Below are 17,578 nucleotides of genomic sequence, written 5' to 3' on the forward strand. Positions count from 1 at the left end.
CTGACTTTAAATATACATATAAAGTTTTACCACTATTTCGCTAAGTAGTAAAGGCTTTTTATAACTATACGGACTTAAAAATCCTGTCAGCCGCAGCTGTTCGGATCCCGGCCGTTACTGTCAGCCCTTCCACAGATGTCCCGCCTGAACGCATACCGGTTCCTCATCCACGCTCACCCAGACATCCATGCAGGAAGGATTATAAATCATTTTCATATCGGCGCTGTATACCAGGCTCCTGGAGGCGGTGATATAATCCTTGATTTCTATATTGGAGGCATACCAGATATCCTCCCGTCCGCCGGCCATTTTACAGAATTCTTCCATGACCTCCCAATTATCCGCACCGTCGAACTCAAAGCTGTGTCCCCAGATATAAAACAGCAGCATCTGCTGAAAATCCCGTGTCATAAACTGCTCCCACAGCTTTTTCAAATCTCCGTTATGATGGGCCGTAGGATGCCATTTCATAAAATCCTCCGGAATGGCAAAGCTGCCTGTAGCCTCCACGGTCCGGCTGTATTCCATGCCGCAGTTTCTCGCAAGCGCAATGACATGTTCCGAATAATCCCCGAAAGGATATGACATCCCCCTTACCGGATAGCCGCACAGTTCCTCCAGAGTCTGCTTATCCTCAAGAATTTCCTTAAGCAGGGCCGCATCCGGTATCTGCGTGGGAAACGGGTGCGTTACCGTATGTACGGAGACCTCATGGTTTCTGTAAACCCGGGCAAAGTCTTCTTTTTTCACATATTTGTCCCCTCCCAGGTTACCGCTGTTAATATGAAAGGTGCCCCGAATATGATATTTATCAAAAAGCTCAGCCAGACGGACATCAAAGATCTGTCCGTCGTCGTAGCTCATAGTAAGCGCACGTCTTACGCCTCCCGGAAATAAATTTGCTTTTACTGTCATCCTTCTTCTCCTCTCTGTGTCTCCTTCTTCATCCTCATACCCGTGGGAGTGACCGCCAGCCCTCCTTTGGAGGTTTCCCTGACGGACTGGGGCATCGCCTTCCCAATTGCATACATGGCGTCCACCACTTCATCAAAGGGAATATAGCTTCTCACCCCGGCCAAAGCCAGATCGGCGGAAAGCAGGGCGTTCATTGCTCCTGAAGCATTCCGCTTGATACAGGGAATTTCCACAAGGCCTGCCACCGGATCACAGGTCAGCCCCAGTACATTCTTAAGCGCCATGGCTGCCGCATGGAAAGCCATTTCCGGCGTTCCTCCCAGCATCTCCGTCACCGCTGCCGCTCCCATGGCCGCTGCCGCCCCGCATTCTGCCTGGCAGCCGCCTTCCGCTCCCGATACCGTTGCCCGGCTTCCCACAATGATTCCCACCGCAGACGCGGTAAACAGTGCATTAATCAGTGTCTGCCTGTCAAGTCCCCTGCTTTGTGCACACGCCAGCAGAACAGCGGGTACAATACCGCAGGAACCGGCTGTGGGGCAGGCTACAATACACTGCATGGAGGCATTGATTTCCGAACAGGAAAGCGCCATCCCCACAGCAAGGGAAGCCGTTTCTCCAAGCAGGCTGTTCCCTTTCCCGCGGTATTGTTCATATCTGCAGGCATTTCCTCCTGTGAGGCCGCTGACGGATTGTACCGGCTCTTTTCTCGCCGTAGAGGCAGAGCGCTCCATCACCGCCAGAGACTGATCCATCTGCTCCCTGAGTTCCTCTCTGCTCCTGCCGCTTCTTTCCATCTCCTGGTTTAAGGCGTATTCCCAAAGAGGCTGATCCCCCTCTTCTTTCAATTTCTGAATCAACTTTTCCGTATCCAGTATAAACATATCTGTGTCGTTTCCTCCGTTTTCGATAAACTCACCCTATATCTCCCGGATTCAGGAGCAGTACCTGCTTCACGCCATATACGCGCTCCAGCGCATTTTTCAGATGTTCCGGCAGTTCTCCGTCCAGCTCCATATACATACAGGCCGTCTTTCCGTCTTCCGTACGGTTTACCTGCATATTCCCGATGTTAATCCGATATGCGTAAAGGATGGCCGTAATCCCCGCAATGACTCCGGGCTCATCCGTATGTCTGGTAGCCAGAATGGGACGTTCCCCGGAAAACTGCACCTCCACTCCGTCAATTTCCGTAATGCAGATGCTTCCCCCGCCGATACTGCTTCCCGTCATGGTAAACACACTGCCGCTCTCCGTGGTGAGCTCCATATGCACCGTATTGGGATGCACCTCTCCCAAATCCGCAGGAATAAATTCTGCCCGAATCCCTTTCTGCTCCGCCAGCTCATAAGCGCCTTTGAGCCGTTCATCATCATACCGGATCCCCTGTATTCCTGCAAGAAGCGCTTTATCGGTTCCATGGCCGGCATAGGTTTCCGCAAAGGATCCGTGCATATAGAAAACCGCCTTTTTAATCTCTTCCCCGCACAGATGCCTGGCAAACAGTCCCAGCCTGGCCGCCCCTGCCGTGTGGCTGCTGGACGGTCCGACCATAACCGGCCCTATCATGTCAAAAACACCATAATGCTTCACTGTAAATACCTCCTGCTTCCTCCGCTTGCTTTCTGTATTCCCATAAGCCATAAAAAGCCCTGCAAACCTGTGATAAGCTGCAGGGCTCCTCTGTCATTATTATTGGAATATTTTGCTTATATTATACTGTTTCGTTCAATTACCTGTCCAGCATTTCTTTTTTTCTGCCATACCGGTCAGTCCTTTTGTCCGAAATGACACCGGAATAATTCATGCCGAAGGCAAAATCATAGGAGTGTCCTTCTTCATCGGTGTATACCCGCATATCGAACGCACAGTCCTCCGCCTGCTCTTCCACGGTTTCCATATCAGCCGGCATCTGCAGGGGAAGAAGTCCCTCCGGTTCGAACCGGCCTGAAATCACATCCAGCACCGCCTCCGCAGAGACTCCGAATTCCGTGAGGATGGCATCCGCATAAGGCTCCATTTCCGACATCACCACAGGATTTTTGACCGTCATGGAAACAATCACCGGCTTATCCTTCATCTGTTCTCTGGTACGGATCACCAGATCCAGATCCTCTTCATTGGCAGCGGTATTCGTCTTCCCATAATAGGAACGGTTCGTGAAATCCTCCAGCGGATCCCCTCCCGCCAGACTCACTTTTCTGGCGGCTTTCGCCGTATATGTGCGATACTGCAGAGTGACGGGCACATAACCGTTTCCTCCGGCCGTCCTGTCTTCGGGACTGTAGCCTATGGAAATCGGTGATTCCACAAAGCAGACAGCCGCATCCGCCTCTTCCGGGGTATCCACCACTTCAAACAATCCTTCCGCCGCTTTTTTCCCTGGCGGCGTTATATATGCTTCCGGAGTGATGCCGCTCATAAAATTCCTGTAGGGACGGATATGCCTGTCCGGTATATAAACCCTGCATTTTTCCTTCAGGGGAAGTACCCCGCCTTTATTTTTCAAAAGGACAACAGAACGAAGCTGGGACTCATACCCTTTTTGGACAAATTCCGGATTTCCCACTGTATTTATGGACTCCTCCAGATCCAGATAAGGATTTTCAAATAAGCCTGTACGGAATATATTCATAAGAAGCCTCACCGCGGAACGTTCAAACCGCTTCCGCATGGCCTCCTCCCCATATATTTCACAGCCCAAGCGATAGGCTTCCAGAACCGGCTGCACGTCGTTATTGCCGCCGAACTGATCCACGCCTGCTTCCAACGCTTTCAGATGCCGCTGCGCTTCCGTGAGCCCCTCCACGCCCCAGCATTTACCGGCGAATTCCTCTTCCGTCGAGCCTTCATCATGCGTAATTCCCCAGTCCGTGCATACCACACCGTCATACCCAAGCTGTTCCCTGAGTAAATCACCGATAAGATAACGGCTGAAGGAATTTCCCACATTTTCTCCATTCACCTTATCCTGTCCATAGGAAACGGTATAGTACGGCATCACCGCGCTGGCGCATTCTGTTCCGTCCTCCAGCTTAAAGGCGCCCTCCGTAAAAGGCTTCAGATGCTCATCAAAATTATTTCCCGGATATACCGCATATTTGCCGTAAGCATAGTGGGCATCCCGGCCCGCCTCGCAGGGGCCTCCGCCCGGGAAATGCTTCACCATGGTGTTTACACTGTCTTTCCCCCAGCCGTCCGGGCTTCCTTCCGTAGTCTGAAAGCCGTCGCAGTAGGCTTTTGTCATGGCGACGGTAAGCTCCGTATGTTCCCCGAAGGTGTCCGGGAACCGCATCCAGCGCGGCTCCGTAGCCAAATCTATCTGGGGCGACAGTGCCGTGGCGATTCCCAATGCCCGGTACTCCCTGGAACCGATTTTCCCGAATTCCTTTACGCTCTCCGGATCAAAGGAAGCGGTGAGACCGATGCCGTTGGCCCATTTGGATATGGGTTCGCCTGTAATCCCCATAAATTCAGCCCCGCTTCCGCTCCCATGCCTGGGATCCGAACTGTTATTGGCAGGAATCCCGAAGCCGGTATTTTCCGCAAGGGCCTGCATCCTGTTATTCCAGCGCACCGCAGTTTCCGTATCCTTTAATCCCATAATCAGCACATGCCGAACCTTGTCTTCTGTCAGGAACTTTTTCTGCTGATCAGTCAGCGCCCAGGGTTCTTCCCCGCTTTCTTCCAAGCTTTTGCCGCCGTACGTCGCCGTGAATGGGCCGGGGCCGCTTTGGGCCGGAATAATCTGGTGGGCGCTGTAAAGCATCAGCCCCGCAATATCTTCCACGGGCAGCCTTGCCGCCAAATCTTCAGCCCGTTCTCTTGCGCTGAGTCTCCAGTCCTCATAAGGAACCAGCTCTCCGGTTCCCAGGAAATCCTTGAACGCATGTCCGTCCACTGTCAAAATATTCACTTTGCTTCCGTCGGACACCCCCAGATCTTTGCCTTCTTCATTCCGAATCAGACGATAACCATCCATCTGCTTTTCTTCCCACAATTTTTCCATGCCTTCTCCTTCCATATCATAGCCGTTTGAATCTATTCTTTTATTATACAGGAGGATTCTTCCGGATGCCAGAGGATTCTTGCCATATAAATTTGCAGAGAGTAACATTTTGATTAACTATCTAACTTTTGGGTCGATATATATTAATATTTGAGTTTTATTAAATTTATAGAAGGAGATATCATGTCTAAATCAATTGCACGAAAACTATCTTTTGCCATCATCATCGCAGTTATGTTCTGTACTCTTTCAATTGGTATTATCAGTTTTATTTTTTTCCGAAATGCATCCATAGACAGCAATGCCCAGCGGGCGCTGAATATTGCGCAGTCTGCCGCAGCTATTGTAAATTCTTCTGATTTTACCCAGATCATTGATACATTAGAAAAAAACGACAATTGGTATCATGCCAAACAGGCGCTGGACAAAGTAAAAACCGACACAGATGTAGCTTTCCTCTATGTACTTGATGCAAGGATATCGGATAGCGCGACCTATTATATAGAAGGTTATAATCCCGCTACCGATTTTGAGGAATTCGATTTGGGAACCAAAGAAAGCATTGATGCTTATGATGAGAATCTGTTTAAGACCGTCTCTTCCGGTCAGGCGCGTGTAACCGGTGTCTATAGTGCCGGAGGTTACGGCAAAACAGTTACCGGCTATGCTCCGATTAAAGACGGCAGCACGGTTGTAGGCGTCGTTGGAGTTGATATCAGCCTTGACGATGTGATGCAGGAAGTCTATATGTTTGCTCTGCGTCTTTTTCTCATTGTGGTAATATTCTGCATCCTGTTCGGCTTTGTCAGTGTGAGACTGGTCAACAATTATTTAGGAAAGCCCATCGTTGAACTCACAAAGGCCGCAGACTTGCTGGCAGAGGGCAATGTGGACATCAACATTTCGATGCAGCGCAATGACGAAATCGGACAGCTGGCAGCATCCTTCCAGACAATGATTCACGGCATCCAGGCTCAAATATCCGTTATGGAAGAGCTTGCCGACGGTAATTTGAACATCACTCCCAAGCTCAGAAGCGAACAGGATGCCATGAATAAGGCTCTTGAGAAAATGATTCATAAGCTGAATGTAATGTTCCGTGAAATCCTCTCCAGCGTCAATCAGGTTTCCGGCGCGGCGAACCAGATTTCAATGACTTCTCAGCAGCTGGCCAGCAGTTCAATCCAGCAGACCTCATCAATCGAGCAGTTCGCCGGAAATGTCGCCCATGTCTATGAACAGAGCGAAGTAACTCTGAGCAAAACCTCCGATGCCCATTCTGCCGACAGCGATGCAGGGAGCATTATTCAGGAAAGCACCGAGCTGATGCAGGATATGACAGATGCAATGAACGACATCAACAAAAGTTCCCTGGAGATTTCCAATATCATCAAAACCATTAACGATATTGCATTTCAGACCAATATTCTGGCGCTCAACGCAGCGGTGGAAGCAGCCCGGGCAGGACAGCATGGCAAAGGCTTTGCCGTAGTCGCCGATGAAGTCCGCAACCTCGCCGCAAAAAGCGCACAGGCAGCCCAGGAAACCTCCTCCCTGATTGAAAGAAGTGCAGAGAATGTCAAGCACGGGAATAAAATCACTAATACGACCAGAGAAAGTCTGGGCAAGGTAGAAAATATCTCCCGGCGTATTTCAGAAGTACTCCGGCATATCGACTCTGCCGCTGAACTGCAGAAGGAGACGATTGTCGGCATGAACCAGTCAGTAGAACAAATCTCCTCCCTGGTACACAACAATTCCGCTCTGGCCGAAGAATCCGCCGCATCCGCAGAAGAGCTTGCAGCGCAGGCGAATCTTCTCAATCAGATTGTATCAAACTTCAGGCTGCGCAATACTGAAAATGCAAACTCTCGTTAATTATCGAATCATCCGCATGTGATATTTACATACGTGCTGCATCAGCGGCCTGACCGAAAGAACTGTTTCACACAGTCCTCCCGGTCAGGCCGTTTTTGATTTATTGATACAGGCAGCGCTGAAAAGGTTAGAAACGTGCGCCGCCGGGCGCACGAAAAAACAGAACCATCAGGAGAATGAATCCTGATAGTTCTGCTCTATAATTATCTTTATTTCATTATCGGTTCGGATACCTGTCGTTTCCGACCGGATGGAAACGGCTTCTTACAGACCTGCCTGAGCAGCAACCTCTGCTGCGAAATCGTCAACCTTCTTCTCAAGACCTTCGCCTGTTTCAAAACGAACGAATTTCTTAATGGAAAGAACTGCACCGTTTTCTTTGGCAACCTGCTCCACATACTTGGCAACAGTCAAATCACCATCTTTTACGTAAGCCTGCTCAAGCAGACATACTTCCTTCAATTCCTTTGCAAGACGGCCGGAAATCATCTTCTCGATGATATTAGCAGGCTTGTTCGCATTTTTAGGATCATTCTGTGCCTGAGCCATGAGGATTTCTTTTTCATGCTCTTTATATTCTTCAGGAACATCTGCTGTAGCCACATACTTGGGAGCCAGAGCGGCAACCTGCATTGCTACATTGGACAGACACTCTTTAACAGCATCATTAACAACATCCGTATCGGCTTCTACAATAACACCGATTCTTCCGCCGCCATGAATATAAGAAACAACACAGCCATGCTCTGCCGTAACTTTCTCAAATCTTCTGATATTCAGGTTCTCACCGATAGTAGCGATCTTCTCTACCAGAGCTTCCTTAACAGTCTTGGCAGGATCCGCATTCCATGCTTCAGCCATGAAAGCGTCGATATCAGCCGCGTCAGTATTCACTGCCTGCTCTGCAACAGCTGCAACAAATTCCTGGAAGCTTTCATTCTTTGCCACGAAGTCTGTTTCGGAGTTAACCTCAACAACCGCTGCGGATGTATCTCCCTTTACTGCGATACGGCAAAGACCTTCTGCTGCAATTCTTCCGGCTTTCTTCTCTGCTTTAGCCTGTCCGTTCTTTCTCAGGAACTCCATAGCCGCTTCCATATCGCCGTTTGTCTCATTTAACGCTTTCTTGCAGTCCATCATACCTGCGCCGGAAAGCTCTCTTAATTCTTTTACCATTGCTGCTGTGATAGCCATTCTATTTTCCTCCGCCTTTCTGTATCATTCTTGTCTGTTATGCTTATTCTGCTGCTTCCGCTTCCACTGCAACTTCTTCGATGTCTGTTGCTTCCGTGGCAGCCAGAGCTTCTTCATCATAAACAGCTTCGCCCTGATTTGCTTCGATAACTGCGTCTGCCATCTTGGATGTGATTAATTTAACTGCTCTGATAGCATCATCATTACCAGGAATGATGAAATCCAGTTCTTCAGGATCACAGTTGGTATCACCGATACCAATCAGGGTGATTCCCAGGATATGAGCTTCCTGTACACAGATTCTTTCCTTCTTGGGATCTACTACAAAAATAGCATCAGGGATTCTGGTCATATTCTTAATGCCGCCCAGGTTTCTCTCCAGCTTTTCCCATTCTTTCTTAATCTGGATAACTTCCTTCTTGGGAAGAACATCAAATGTTCCGTCTTCGGCCATGGTCTCGATCTGTTTCAGTCTTTCAATTCTGCTTCTGATGGTCTTGAAGTTGGTAAGCATACCACCCAGCCATCTTTCATTTACATAATACATACCGCAGCGCTCTGCTTCAGCCTTAACAGCGTCCTGAGCCTGCTTCTTGGTTCCTACGAAAAGAATGGTTCCGCCCTGTGCTGCAATTTCGGAAACTGCATTATAAGCTTCGTCAATCTTTCCTACGGACTTCTGAAGATCAATGATATGGATACCATTTCTCTCTGTGAAGATATAAGGAGCCATTTTAGGGTTCCATCTTCTTGTCTGATGTCCGAAATGAACACCTGCTTCCAGTAACTGCTTCATAGAAATAACGCTCATGTTTCTTACCTCCGTTTGGTTGAATTCTTCCGTATGCTTCTCTGGAATACTCAGCTTCCATTCCCAGCCACTTCCGCGTTAAAGAAGCACCGGACTGGAAATCCACATACGTGATTTTTGGTCACAACATTTGGATTATAGCATAAAAAATCCCCCTGTGCAAGGGGGATTTACCAAAATCAGCCTGATTCTGCTGATTTCCGTTTATCAGGACTTCATGCTTTCTTCCAGCTTCTTAACTTCTTCAAAAACAACATTATTTCTTACTTTAATATAAGTGCCCTTCATTCCGGAGGAACGGGACTCGATGATTCCTGCACTCTCAAACTTTCTCAGGGCATTGACTATAACGGAACGGGTAATACCGGCTCTGTCCGCTATCTTACTCGCTACCAGAACTCCCTCCAGGCCATTCAGTTCCTGAAAGATGTGGATAATAGCCTGTGTTTCCGAATAGGACAGCGTTCCTATGGCAGATTTGACAACCGCCAGCTTCCTGCTTTCCTCCGCACTCTCTTCGCTGACAGACCTCAGCATTTCCAGGCCAACTACTGTAGTTCCATATTCACAGAGAATAATATCATCTATATCATAGGTCTCTCCATGGCGGTAAAGAAAAAGGGTGCCGAGACGCTCTCCCGCAATCTCGATGGGAGAAACAACCGCCGCGAATTTCATGATAGACTGATTTTCAAATCCCAATGTCGCCAGATTAACATTTTCCTTGGTGGAAAGGACGGAAAGAAGCCTCTCATTCAGCATAGGATCTATAAAGCTACCCACTTCGTCCTTAAGCAGCTCTGCAATAACCTCTTTGTTATCCGCTGTGGCAATTCCCAGTACTTTGCCTTTACGGCTGATTACCAGTACATTGGATCCGAGAATTTCCCTCATAACCTTGCATATATCATTAAAAGCCACCTTACTGGAATTGTTGTTGTGAAGCAACTTTCCTATTTTCCGTGTTCTGTCCAGTAGTTGAACGCTACTCATGTTAGTTTTTCCTCCGGCAGAATGCCCAAACTTATGACACTATTGTAGCACAGACACCCGTCAGACGCAACGCATTTTGTCACTCTGACCGTTGCAGCACTTGTATACCGGACGACCCAGGCACTAACAGCCATACTGAGCAGTTCTTATACTTCTTCCGTTTTCTTCTCCATCACATAACCACATTCTTCATTATAGCAGACCAGCTTGTTTCCCTTTTCCAGCATAATGGAACCGCACTGGGGGCATTTTTCTGCCGAAGGCTTCTGCCACACCATAAAATCACATTCCGGATTTCCGATACAGCCATAGTATTTTCTGCCCTTCTTTGTCTTTTTCAGCACGATGTCTTTCCCGCATTTGGGACAGGCCACTCCAACCTTCTCAAAATACGGCTTGGTATTGCGGCATTCCGGGAAACCGGGACACGCCAGGAACCTGCCGTGAGGGCCATATTTAATTACCATTCTCCTGCCGCACAGCTCGCATTCCTCATCCGATTCTTCGTCCGCAATCTGTACCTGTTCCAGATCCTTTTCGGCCTGCTGAACCGCTTCATCCAAATCCGGGTAAAAATTGGACACAACCGTCTTCCAGTTCACGCTTCCTTCTTCCACACCGTCCAGAAGCGCTTCCATATTGGCCGTGAAGTTCACATCAACAATCGTGGGGAATGCCTCCTTCATCATGGAGTTTACCACTTCACCCAGCTCGGAAACATAAAGATTCTTATTTTCCTTTACTACATATCTTCTTGCCAGAATGGTCGTAATTGTGGGAGCATAGGTACTCGGGCGGCCGATTCCCTGCTCTTCCAGCGCCCTTACCAGAGATGCTTCCGTATAATGTGCCGGGGGCTGGGTAAAATGCTGATCCTCCTGGAAGCTGTCGAAGGTGAGCTTTGTATTCTTGTCAATTCCCTTTACCAGAGTATTATTTTCCGCCTTCTCGTCATCCTCCTGTGTATAAACGCTCATAAAGCCATCAAACCGGATTTTGCTTGCCGCTACTGTAAAACGGTGGCCTGCAGCATCGATCTTCACTGACGTCGTCTCATAAACAGCCGGAGTCATACGGCTTGCAACAAACCGTTTCCAGATAAGCTGGTACAGTCTGAACTGATCCCTGGAAAGCGATTCTTTCAGTTCCAGCGGGATACGGGAAATGTCGGTGGGACGGATCGCCTCATGGGCATCCTGTATTTTCTGGCCGCTCTTCTTCTCCTGGCTCTTTGCTCCCGTATATTCCGGGCCGTAAGCCTTTTCAATATACAGCGCAGCCTGATGCTCCGCTTCCTCGGACACACGGGTGGAATCCGTACGAAGATAGGTGATAACACCCACCGTGCCGTTCCCTTTTATATCAATTCCTTCATATAGCTGCTGTGCAAGGCGCATTGTTTTCTGGGTGGAAAAATTCAGCACTTTGCTGGCTTCCTGCTGCAGCGTGGATGTGGTAAACGGAAGAGGCGCTTTTTTTACCCTCTCGCCCTTCTTCACATCGGTTACCTGATAAGCCGCGCCTTCCAGCTCCTTCTTTACCTTTTCCACATCTTCCGCACAGGTCAGGTTCTGCTTCTGGCTCGTAGTGCCATAGTATTTGGCTGTCAGCAGCTTTTTTTCGCCGGGAATCTTAAAGGAAGCATCCAGCGTCCAATATTCTTCCGGTATAAATGCGTTAATTTCATCTTCTCTGTCACAAATCATGCGAAGCGCCACGGACTGTACACGCCCGGCGCTCAAGCCTCTCTTGACCTTCGCCCAGAGCAGCGGGGAAATACGGTACCCCACCATACGGTCAAGCTCACGCCTGGCCTGCTGGGCATCCACCAGTCCCATATCTATTTCCCTCGGGTGCTTCAGCGATTCCTTCACCGCATTCTTAGTTATTTCGTTAAAAGTGATCCGGTAAATTTTCTTTCCGTTTTTTTCCAGGTTCAGCGCGTTGGTCAGATGCCAGGAAATCGCTTCCCCCTCACGGTCAGGGTCCGTTGCCAGATATACTTTTTCCGCTTTTTTAACCTCCTTGCGAAGATTCGCCAGGATATCCCCCTTGCCGCGGATGGTAATATATTTCGGTTCATAATCATGCTCAACATCAATTCCCAGCTGGCTCTTAGGCAGATCCCGTACGTGACCGTTGCTTGCGGCCACCTCATAATTCGGGCCAAGGAACTTCTTGATTGTTTTTACCTTTGCAGGTGATTCCACTATTACAAGATATTTTGCCATATAGACCTTTTATCTCCTTCTCCTTTGCGCCGATGGGAGTTTCTCTATACTCCTGCGCAACTCATACCAAATGTATCAGATAATGTAAGGCTGTTAACCCGTTCCCTTCGATCGCCGGACATACGCTAAACAGCCAGCAATCGTGAACCACTATACACCATATTTTCTGCCGTGGCAAGGAATTTTATAAAAATCTCATGTTTATTTTAGGAATTTACAACTTTTCACCGGACAGGAAAAAATAGCCTCCTTCCTGTTTTACCGCACCTTCCATCTGCAGCTCCAGCAGGTTCTGCAGAAGCTGGGGAAGGGACATGGAAATCCCTTTTTTCTTCATCTCTTCATAAATATTGTCTGCCGCCCGTGGAGTGAAATCAAGGAAGCTTTTCACTCCGTCCTCAGCCGGTTCCTCTTCGGCAGACCCGTCTGAGGCTGCCGCATTCTTCCGGAATTTTTTCCGGTTTTTGGCAAGCTCCTCCAGAAGTACATCAGGGCTGCAGGCCATGCACGCTCCCTGTCTGATAAGCTCATTACAGCCGCTGCTGAGGGCATCCGTTATCCTTCCGGGGACCACAAATACCTCTTTTCCCTGTTCCAGTGCCATATCCACTGTAATCAGGGTGCCGCTCTTCATTCTGGCCTCAACCACCAGGACAACATCGGAAAGCCCGCTTATAATCCTGTTTCTTACAGGGAAATGAGCTGCCTTGGGAAGCATTCCCGGAGGGAATTCGGACAGAATGCCTCCTTGTCCCGGTATCCTGTCATAAATTTTCCTGTTTTCTTCGGGATAACAGATATTCACCCCACAGCCCAGAACGGCATAGGTCTTTCCTCCGGCCCGGATGGCCGCTTCCTGACTGATTCCGTCAATCCCTCTGGCAAGCCCGCTGATAATATTCACTCCGGCGCGGGAAAGCGCCGATGCGAACCAAGAAGCCACATACCTGCCGTACTCCGAGCACATTCTTGCGCCTATCACGGCCGCCGCCGGCTTCGTCTCTTCCGGGAGTTCACCCCGGACATAGATTCCTGCCGGCGGATCCGGAATGGAAGAAAGCCTGCGCGGATACTCCGGATCAGAAAGAGGGATGAAACGGATTCCTCTTGACCAAAGCTTCTGATATTCCCTTTTTACATCTTTTTCCTGTCTTGCTTTCAGGAAATTCATGAGCTGGGAAGGACGGAGCATTCCGGCCAAAGCTTTTTCTTCCATTCCATATACCTTTTCGGCACTTCCTGCTTCCCTGATAAGGCGCAGAACTGTAATTCTTCCTATTCCTTCTATATTACATAGCCAATAAGAAAATTCCTTTTCTTTTTCCATCCGTTCATTCTTCACTGCTTTTCCTCCAGTATTTTCCGCCCGCCATGCGGTAACAGGCGGCTTCACTCAAATGAATTTTCCCGATTTGATCCTCCCCGTCCAAATCCGCCAGCGTACGGGCCAGCCGCAAAATCCGATGATATCCTCTCGCGCTCAATCCGAGCGTATCAAAAAGCCGTTCCATATACTGCTGCTCAGAAAGCCCAAGACGGCAGAAAATACGGATATCTCCCGCTCCCAGCTGTGAATTGAACCGGATAGGCATCCCTTTATAGCGCTCCTCCTGCCTGGCTCTCGCTTCCATTACCTGTGCTGCCAGCTGTCTGCTGTCACTGCCATTCTTTTTTCCGCTTCCCGTCAGTCCCGCAAATTCCATCCTCGGCACCTCCGTGCAGATATCCATGCGATCCAGAATAGGGCCGGAAATCCGGCTCAGGTATCTCTGTACCTCTCCCGGCGTACAGCGGCACTGGTTCCGATCCGGATAATATCCGCAGGGACAGGGATTCATGGCCGCCACCAGCATAAAATCCGCCGGATAGCTGAAGGTTCCGCTGCTCCGGGCGATCTGGACCCGGTGCTCTTCCATGGGCTGCCTGAGCAGATCCAGCGTTTCCCTTCTGAATTCCGTCAGCTCATCCAGGAACAGAATCCCTCTGTGCGCCAGACTGATGACACCCGGACGGGGAATCCTGCCGCCCCCGGTGAGGGCATGTCCGGTAATTGTATGATGCGGGTTTACAAATGGCCTGTCCGTAATCAGGCCGGTTCCTTCCTCCAGCATCCCCGCCACACTGTAGACCTTGGTTACCTCCAGCTGTTCCTCCTTGGATAAGGGCGGCAATATGGAAGACATGCTCCGTGCTATCATGGTCTTTCCCGTCCCCGGAGGCCCGATCATGAGCAGATGGTGGAACCCGGCGGCTGCCACCACCGCCGCCCGCTTGGCGCTTTCCTGTCCTCTGATTTCCCCGAAATCCAGGCCCGGCCGTTTTCCTGCGGAACTATTCCCGTTACAGACCGGTTCCGTTTCATCCCCATCCTTTCCTTCATTCTGCAAAAGGCTGTCCAGAAGAGCCGCCAGATTACCGGCCCCGGTTATACGGATACCTTCCACCAGCCTCGCTTCCTTTGTATTTTCCAGAGGTATGATACAGCGGCTCATTCCCTGTTTCTTCCCCTCCAGAACCATGGGGAGGATCCCGCGTACCGGTTTGATATCGCCATTAAGGCCCAGTTCTCCCGCCATCAGTGTATTCTCTACATATTCCTGGGGAAGTATGCCAAGAGCCACAAGAATCCCCGCCGCCACAGGCAGATCATAGGCGGTTCCTTCCTTATGAAGGCTTGCGGGGGATATGTTTACGGTGATGCGCACAGGCGGAAGCGTCACCTCCGCATTTTTAAGCGCCACACGGATTCGTTCCCTGGCCTCCTTGACCTCACTTCCCAAAAGGCCGACCATCTCAAAGCCCGGCAGCCCTCTTGATATGTCCACTTCCACCCGGGCCAGATAGCTTTCCATGCCATGCAGCCCTCCGGTATAAATTGTACTGTACATTAGATTTCTCCTTATAAGGAATAGGATTTCGCTCACGCGAAGACAGAAATAACAGAAATACAAGAAATATAAGAATATTTGAATCAGAACAAAAATCAGACAAAAGCAGAAAAAATTCTACCGCGGGACAGGAATCTTCTGCAGGAGCTCCATATACCCTGTTTCCTCCCTGCCCGAGTCTTTTCCCGGCGACAGTGCTGCAGTCCTGACAGGAGGCTCAGACAAAGGAAGAAAAGGGAGGCTGGACTGCATACTGCAATTTTCTTATGTATACCGGTTACAGGTAATGAACTTCCATTTTTTCAAAACCTTCCCGCAGCTTCGTCAGCGCTCTTTTTTCGATGCGGGAAACATAGCTTCTGGAAATATTCAGCTTTTTTCCTATTTCACGCTGTGTAACCTCTTCTCCTCCGCACAGCCCGTAACGCAGACAGATAATCTCTTTTTCCCTGTCGGTCAACAGAGAATTAATCAGGCCCGACAGCTTTCCCAGACTTCTTTCCAGTTCCATCTGGTCCACGATATCCGGCTGTTCCTGAGGCGTCACATCCAGCAGGCTGATTTCATTTCCTTCCCGGTCAGTACCGATAGGATCATAAAGCGAAACCTCCCGGGATGTCTTTTTTTTGCTTCTGAGCATCATCAGGAGCTCGTTATCTATGCACCTGGCCGCATAAGTGGCCAGCTTGCTGTTTTTGGATGCATCAAAGGATTCCACCGCTTTGATCAGGCCTATTGTCCCGATGGAAATCAGGTCCTCCATATCTTCATCCACGTTCTGATACTTTTTTGCGATATGGGCTACCAGCCGCAGATTTCGCTCTATTAGTACCTGCTTGGCTTCCCTGGCTTTTACGCCGTCACTCCCCCGCAGCGCTTCCAGACACGCGCTTTCCTCCTCTTTCGACAGTGGTTTCAGAAAGGTTTTCAAAAGGAGCCCCCATAGTCAATTTAATACTATTCTATGTGACGAATGGGGTTATAGTGCCAGTACTTTTCGAAACCTTTTAATCGAATAAAAATTCAGAAAGAGCATAATTGCTCACATCTATACCAAAATCCGTCAGCCGGAACCAGGTATCCTCCCTGCCGTCCGCGCCTTTTTCCACCCGGACAAGAAGCCCTTCCTTCACCAGCTTATCAATGGCAGCCGCATAAATATTTTCCAGACTTTCCCCGAACTCCTCATAAAAACGGCGGGCCGAAACCCCATCCGTCATACGCAGCCCCAAAAACATAAATTCCTCCATCTGCTCCTGCACGGAAAGCTTCTGCACCGACAGCTTCAGATGTGTTTCCATCCCTCTCTCCCCGGAAAACTCCAGATACCGTCCCATATCCGCCGTATTGCTCCACCTCACATTACCGAGCAGGGACGCCGCTCCCACACCGAACCCCGCATAATCACTCCGCTCCCAGTAAGAAACATTATGACGGCACGCAAACCCGGAAAGCGCATAATTAGATATCTCATAACGCCCATACCCCGCTTTTCCCATAATCTCCTTCGTCCGCCCATACATCACCCGATCCTCATCCTCCGTGGGAAGAGGCAGCCGCCCGGCTTCCGCCCCATCCCCGCTTTTCCCATAATACTCAAAAAAAGGAGTCCCTTCCTCAATAATAAGACTATAAGCAGAAATATGCTCCGGTTTCAGCCGAATCACCTTCTCAAGCGTCTCCGCCCACCCCTCAGGACTCTGCCCCGGAAGCGCGCTCATCAGATCCACATTAATATTACCAAACCCTTCCTTCCGCGTCATCTCATAACTGCAAAGAAAATCCTCCCAGGTATGAATCCGCCCCAAAGCCTTCAATTCCCTATCATCCGCCGACTGCAGCCCCATACTGAGCCGGTTCACCCCCGCCAGCCGATACCCCGAAAGACTCTCCCTCGTCACAGTCCCGGGATTCACCTCCATAGTAACCTCCACCCCGTCCCCACCGAAAGAAAACTCCTCCCGCAGGCATTCCATGATAACACCAATCTGTTCTCCGGAAAGCAAAGAAGGCGTGCCTCCGCCAAAAAATACAGTCCTCACCTCATGCCCTCCGTAAAGAGACGCCTGACCCCGAATTTCCCTCATCAAAGCCTCAACATATTCAGTTTTCATCTCATCATCACCGGGAGCCGAAAGAAAATCACAATAAAGACATTTGCGAACGCAAAAAGGAACATGTAGATAGATACCAAGGGACCGCCTGCCGCTCTCACCACTTCGCTGCATACTTCTCATTCCACCCTCCAAGAAAACCCCTTCCATCTGCCTTCCAGCATACCAGAAAACCACCCATCTGAAAAGAGTCCTGATTATTAAAACTTTCTAAACTAAAATCCAACTAATCAACATAAATTCCCAACTCATTTAAACCTGGCCTACTCACTTCCCTGAGTGTTCTTTTATAACTATCAAAAAACTACCGCGGCCGGATCCATCCCGCCTTTGGATATGCCGTCCCCGGCGTCGTCTTTCCGGCCTGTGTCCGGCGGCGTTCCCTATGGTTGGAAGGCGGCATCTCGAAAAAAGGGAGCTGTTTCTTACTATTTTGATCCTCAACTCCACTGCCCGCCCTTAGCGGCGCTGTAAGCGACTAAAGTCGCTCGACGACCAAAGGGAGGAGTTCAGCCGCGTTGGCAGCGGAGTTGAGGGACAAAATA

13 protein-coding genes are annotated in these 17,578 nt (G+C 49.5%); 1 reads left to right on the forward strand and 12 read right to left on the reverse strand.

Annotated elements, in window-relative coordinates; genetic code table 11:
* Positions 1–120: 120 nt before the first annotated feature.
* From BLA28_RS28800 to BLA28_RS28815, 4 genes are all read right to left on the reverse strand, one after another.
* A complete protein-coding gene (locus tag BLA28_RS28800; protein WP_069157293.1) occupies positions 121–915 on the reverse strand; it encodes a polysaccharide deacetylase family protein in 795 nt (264 codons plus the stop codon).
* Complete coding sequence (sdaAA, locus tag BLA28_RS28805) at positions 912–1,799, reverse strand: L-serine ammonia-lyase, iron-sulfur-dependent, subunit alpha (protein ID WP_044971909.1); 888 nt, start codon at positions 1,797–1,799, stop codon at positions 912–914. The genes BLA28_RS28800 and sdaAA overlap by 4 nt, the downstream gene beginning before the upstream one ends.
* 31 nt (positions 1,800–1,830) lie before the next feature.
* Positions 1,831–2,508: an L-serine ammonia-lyase, iron-sulfur-dependent subunit beta gene (sdaAB, locus tag BLA28_RS28810; protein ID WP_069157408.1), complete on the reverse strand. Its 678-nt coding sequence runs from the start codon at positions 2,506–2,508 to the stop codon at positions 1,831–1,833.
* 139 nt (positions 2,509–2,647) lie between these two features.
* Positions 2,648–4,924 (reverse strand): glycoside hydrolase family 3 protein, encoded by a 2,277-nt coding sequence (locus BLA28_RS28815; protein WP_069157407.1) that lies wholly within the window; start codon positions 4,922–4,924, stop codon positions 2,648–2,650.
* A gap of 183 nt (positions 4,925–5,107) precedes the next feature.
* On the opposite strand from BLA28_RS28815, the gene BLA28_RS28820 reads away from it, so the two are divergent.
* On the forward strand, positions 5,108–6,802 hold the full coding sequence (locus BLA28_RS28820; RefSeq protein WP_071699673.1) for a methyl-accepting chemotaxis protein: 1,695 nt from the start codon (positions 5,108–5,110) through the stop codon (positions 6,800–6,802).
* 264 nt (positions 6,803–7,066) lie between these two features.
* Here BLA28_RS28820 and tsf read toward each other — a convergent pair whose 3' ends face one another.
* The 8 genes from tsf to hemW form a co-directional block, all read right to left on the reverse strand.
* A complete protein-coding gene (gene tsf / locus BLA28_RS28825) occupies positions 7,067–7,996 on the reverse strand; it encodes a translation elongation factor Ts (protein WP_069157292.1) in 930 nt (309 codons plus the stop codon).
* A gap of 43 nt (positions 7,997–8,039) precedes the next feature.
* On the reverse strand, positions 8,040–8,807 hold the full coding sequence (gene rpsB, locus BLA28_RS28830; protein ID WP_044971910.1) for a 30S ribosomal protein S2: 768 nt from the start codon (positions 8,805–8,807) through the stop codon (positions 8,040–8,042).
* Positions 8,808–9,014: 207 nt separating this feature from the next.
* A complete protein-coding gene (codY, locus tag BLA28_RS28835) occupies positions 9,015–9,800 on the reverse strand; it encodes a GTP-sensing pleiotropic transcriptional regulator CodY (protein WP_044971911.1) in 786 nt (261 codons plus the stop codon).
* Between the two features lie 146 nt (positions 9,801–9,946).
* The gene (gene topA / locus BLA28_RS28840; protein WP_044971912.1) at positions 9,947–12,031 is read right to left on the reverse strand and encodes a type I DNA topoisomerase; all 2,085 of its coding nucleotides are present in this window, start codon (positions 12,029–12,031) and stop codon (positions 9,947–9,949) included.
* A 214-nt stretch (positions 12,032–12,245) separates the two neighbouring features.
* Positions 12,246–13,373: a DNA-processing protein DprA gene (gene dprA / locus BLA28_RS28845; RefSeq protein ID WP_081329981.1), complete on the reverse strand. Its 1,128-nt coding sequence runs from the start codon at positions 13,371–13,373 to the stop codon at positions 12,246–12,248.
* Complete coding sequence (locus BLA28_RS28850) at positions 13,363–14,919, reverse strand: YifB family Mg chelatase-like AAA ATPase (RefSeq protein ID WP_044971914.1); 1,557 nt, start codon at positions 14,917–14,919, stop codon at positions 13,363–13,365. Before BLA28_RS28850 ends, dprA begins: the two co-directional genes overlap by 11 nt.
* A 277-nt stretch (positions 14,920–15,196) precedes the next feature.
* Positions 15,197–15,850, reverse strand: a complete 654-nt coding sequence (gene sigK / locus BLA28_RS28855) for an RNA polymerase sporulation sigma factor SigK (protein ID WP_016360251.1) — start codon at positions 15,848–15,850, stop codon at positions 15,197–15,199.
* A 76-nt stretch (positions 15,851–15,926) separates the two neighbouring features.
* Positions 15,927–17,147: a radical SAM family heme chaperone HemW gene (gene hemW / locus BLA28_RS28860; RefSeq protein WP_069157405.1), complete on the reverse strand. Its 1,221-nt coding sequence runs from the start codon at positions 17,145–17,147 to the stop codon at positions 15,927–15,929.
* Between the last annotated feature and the right edge of the window lie 431 nt (positions 17,148–17,578).

It is taken from the genome of Eisenbergiella tayi, from assembly GCF_001881565.1.
Lineage (GTDB): Bacteria > Bacillota > Clostridia > Lachnospirales > Lachnospiraceae > Eisenbergiella > Eisenbergiella tayi.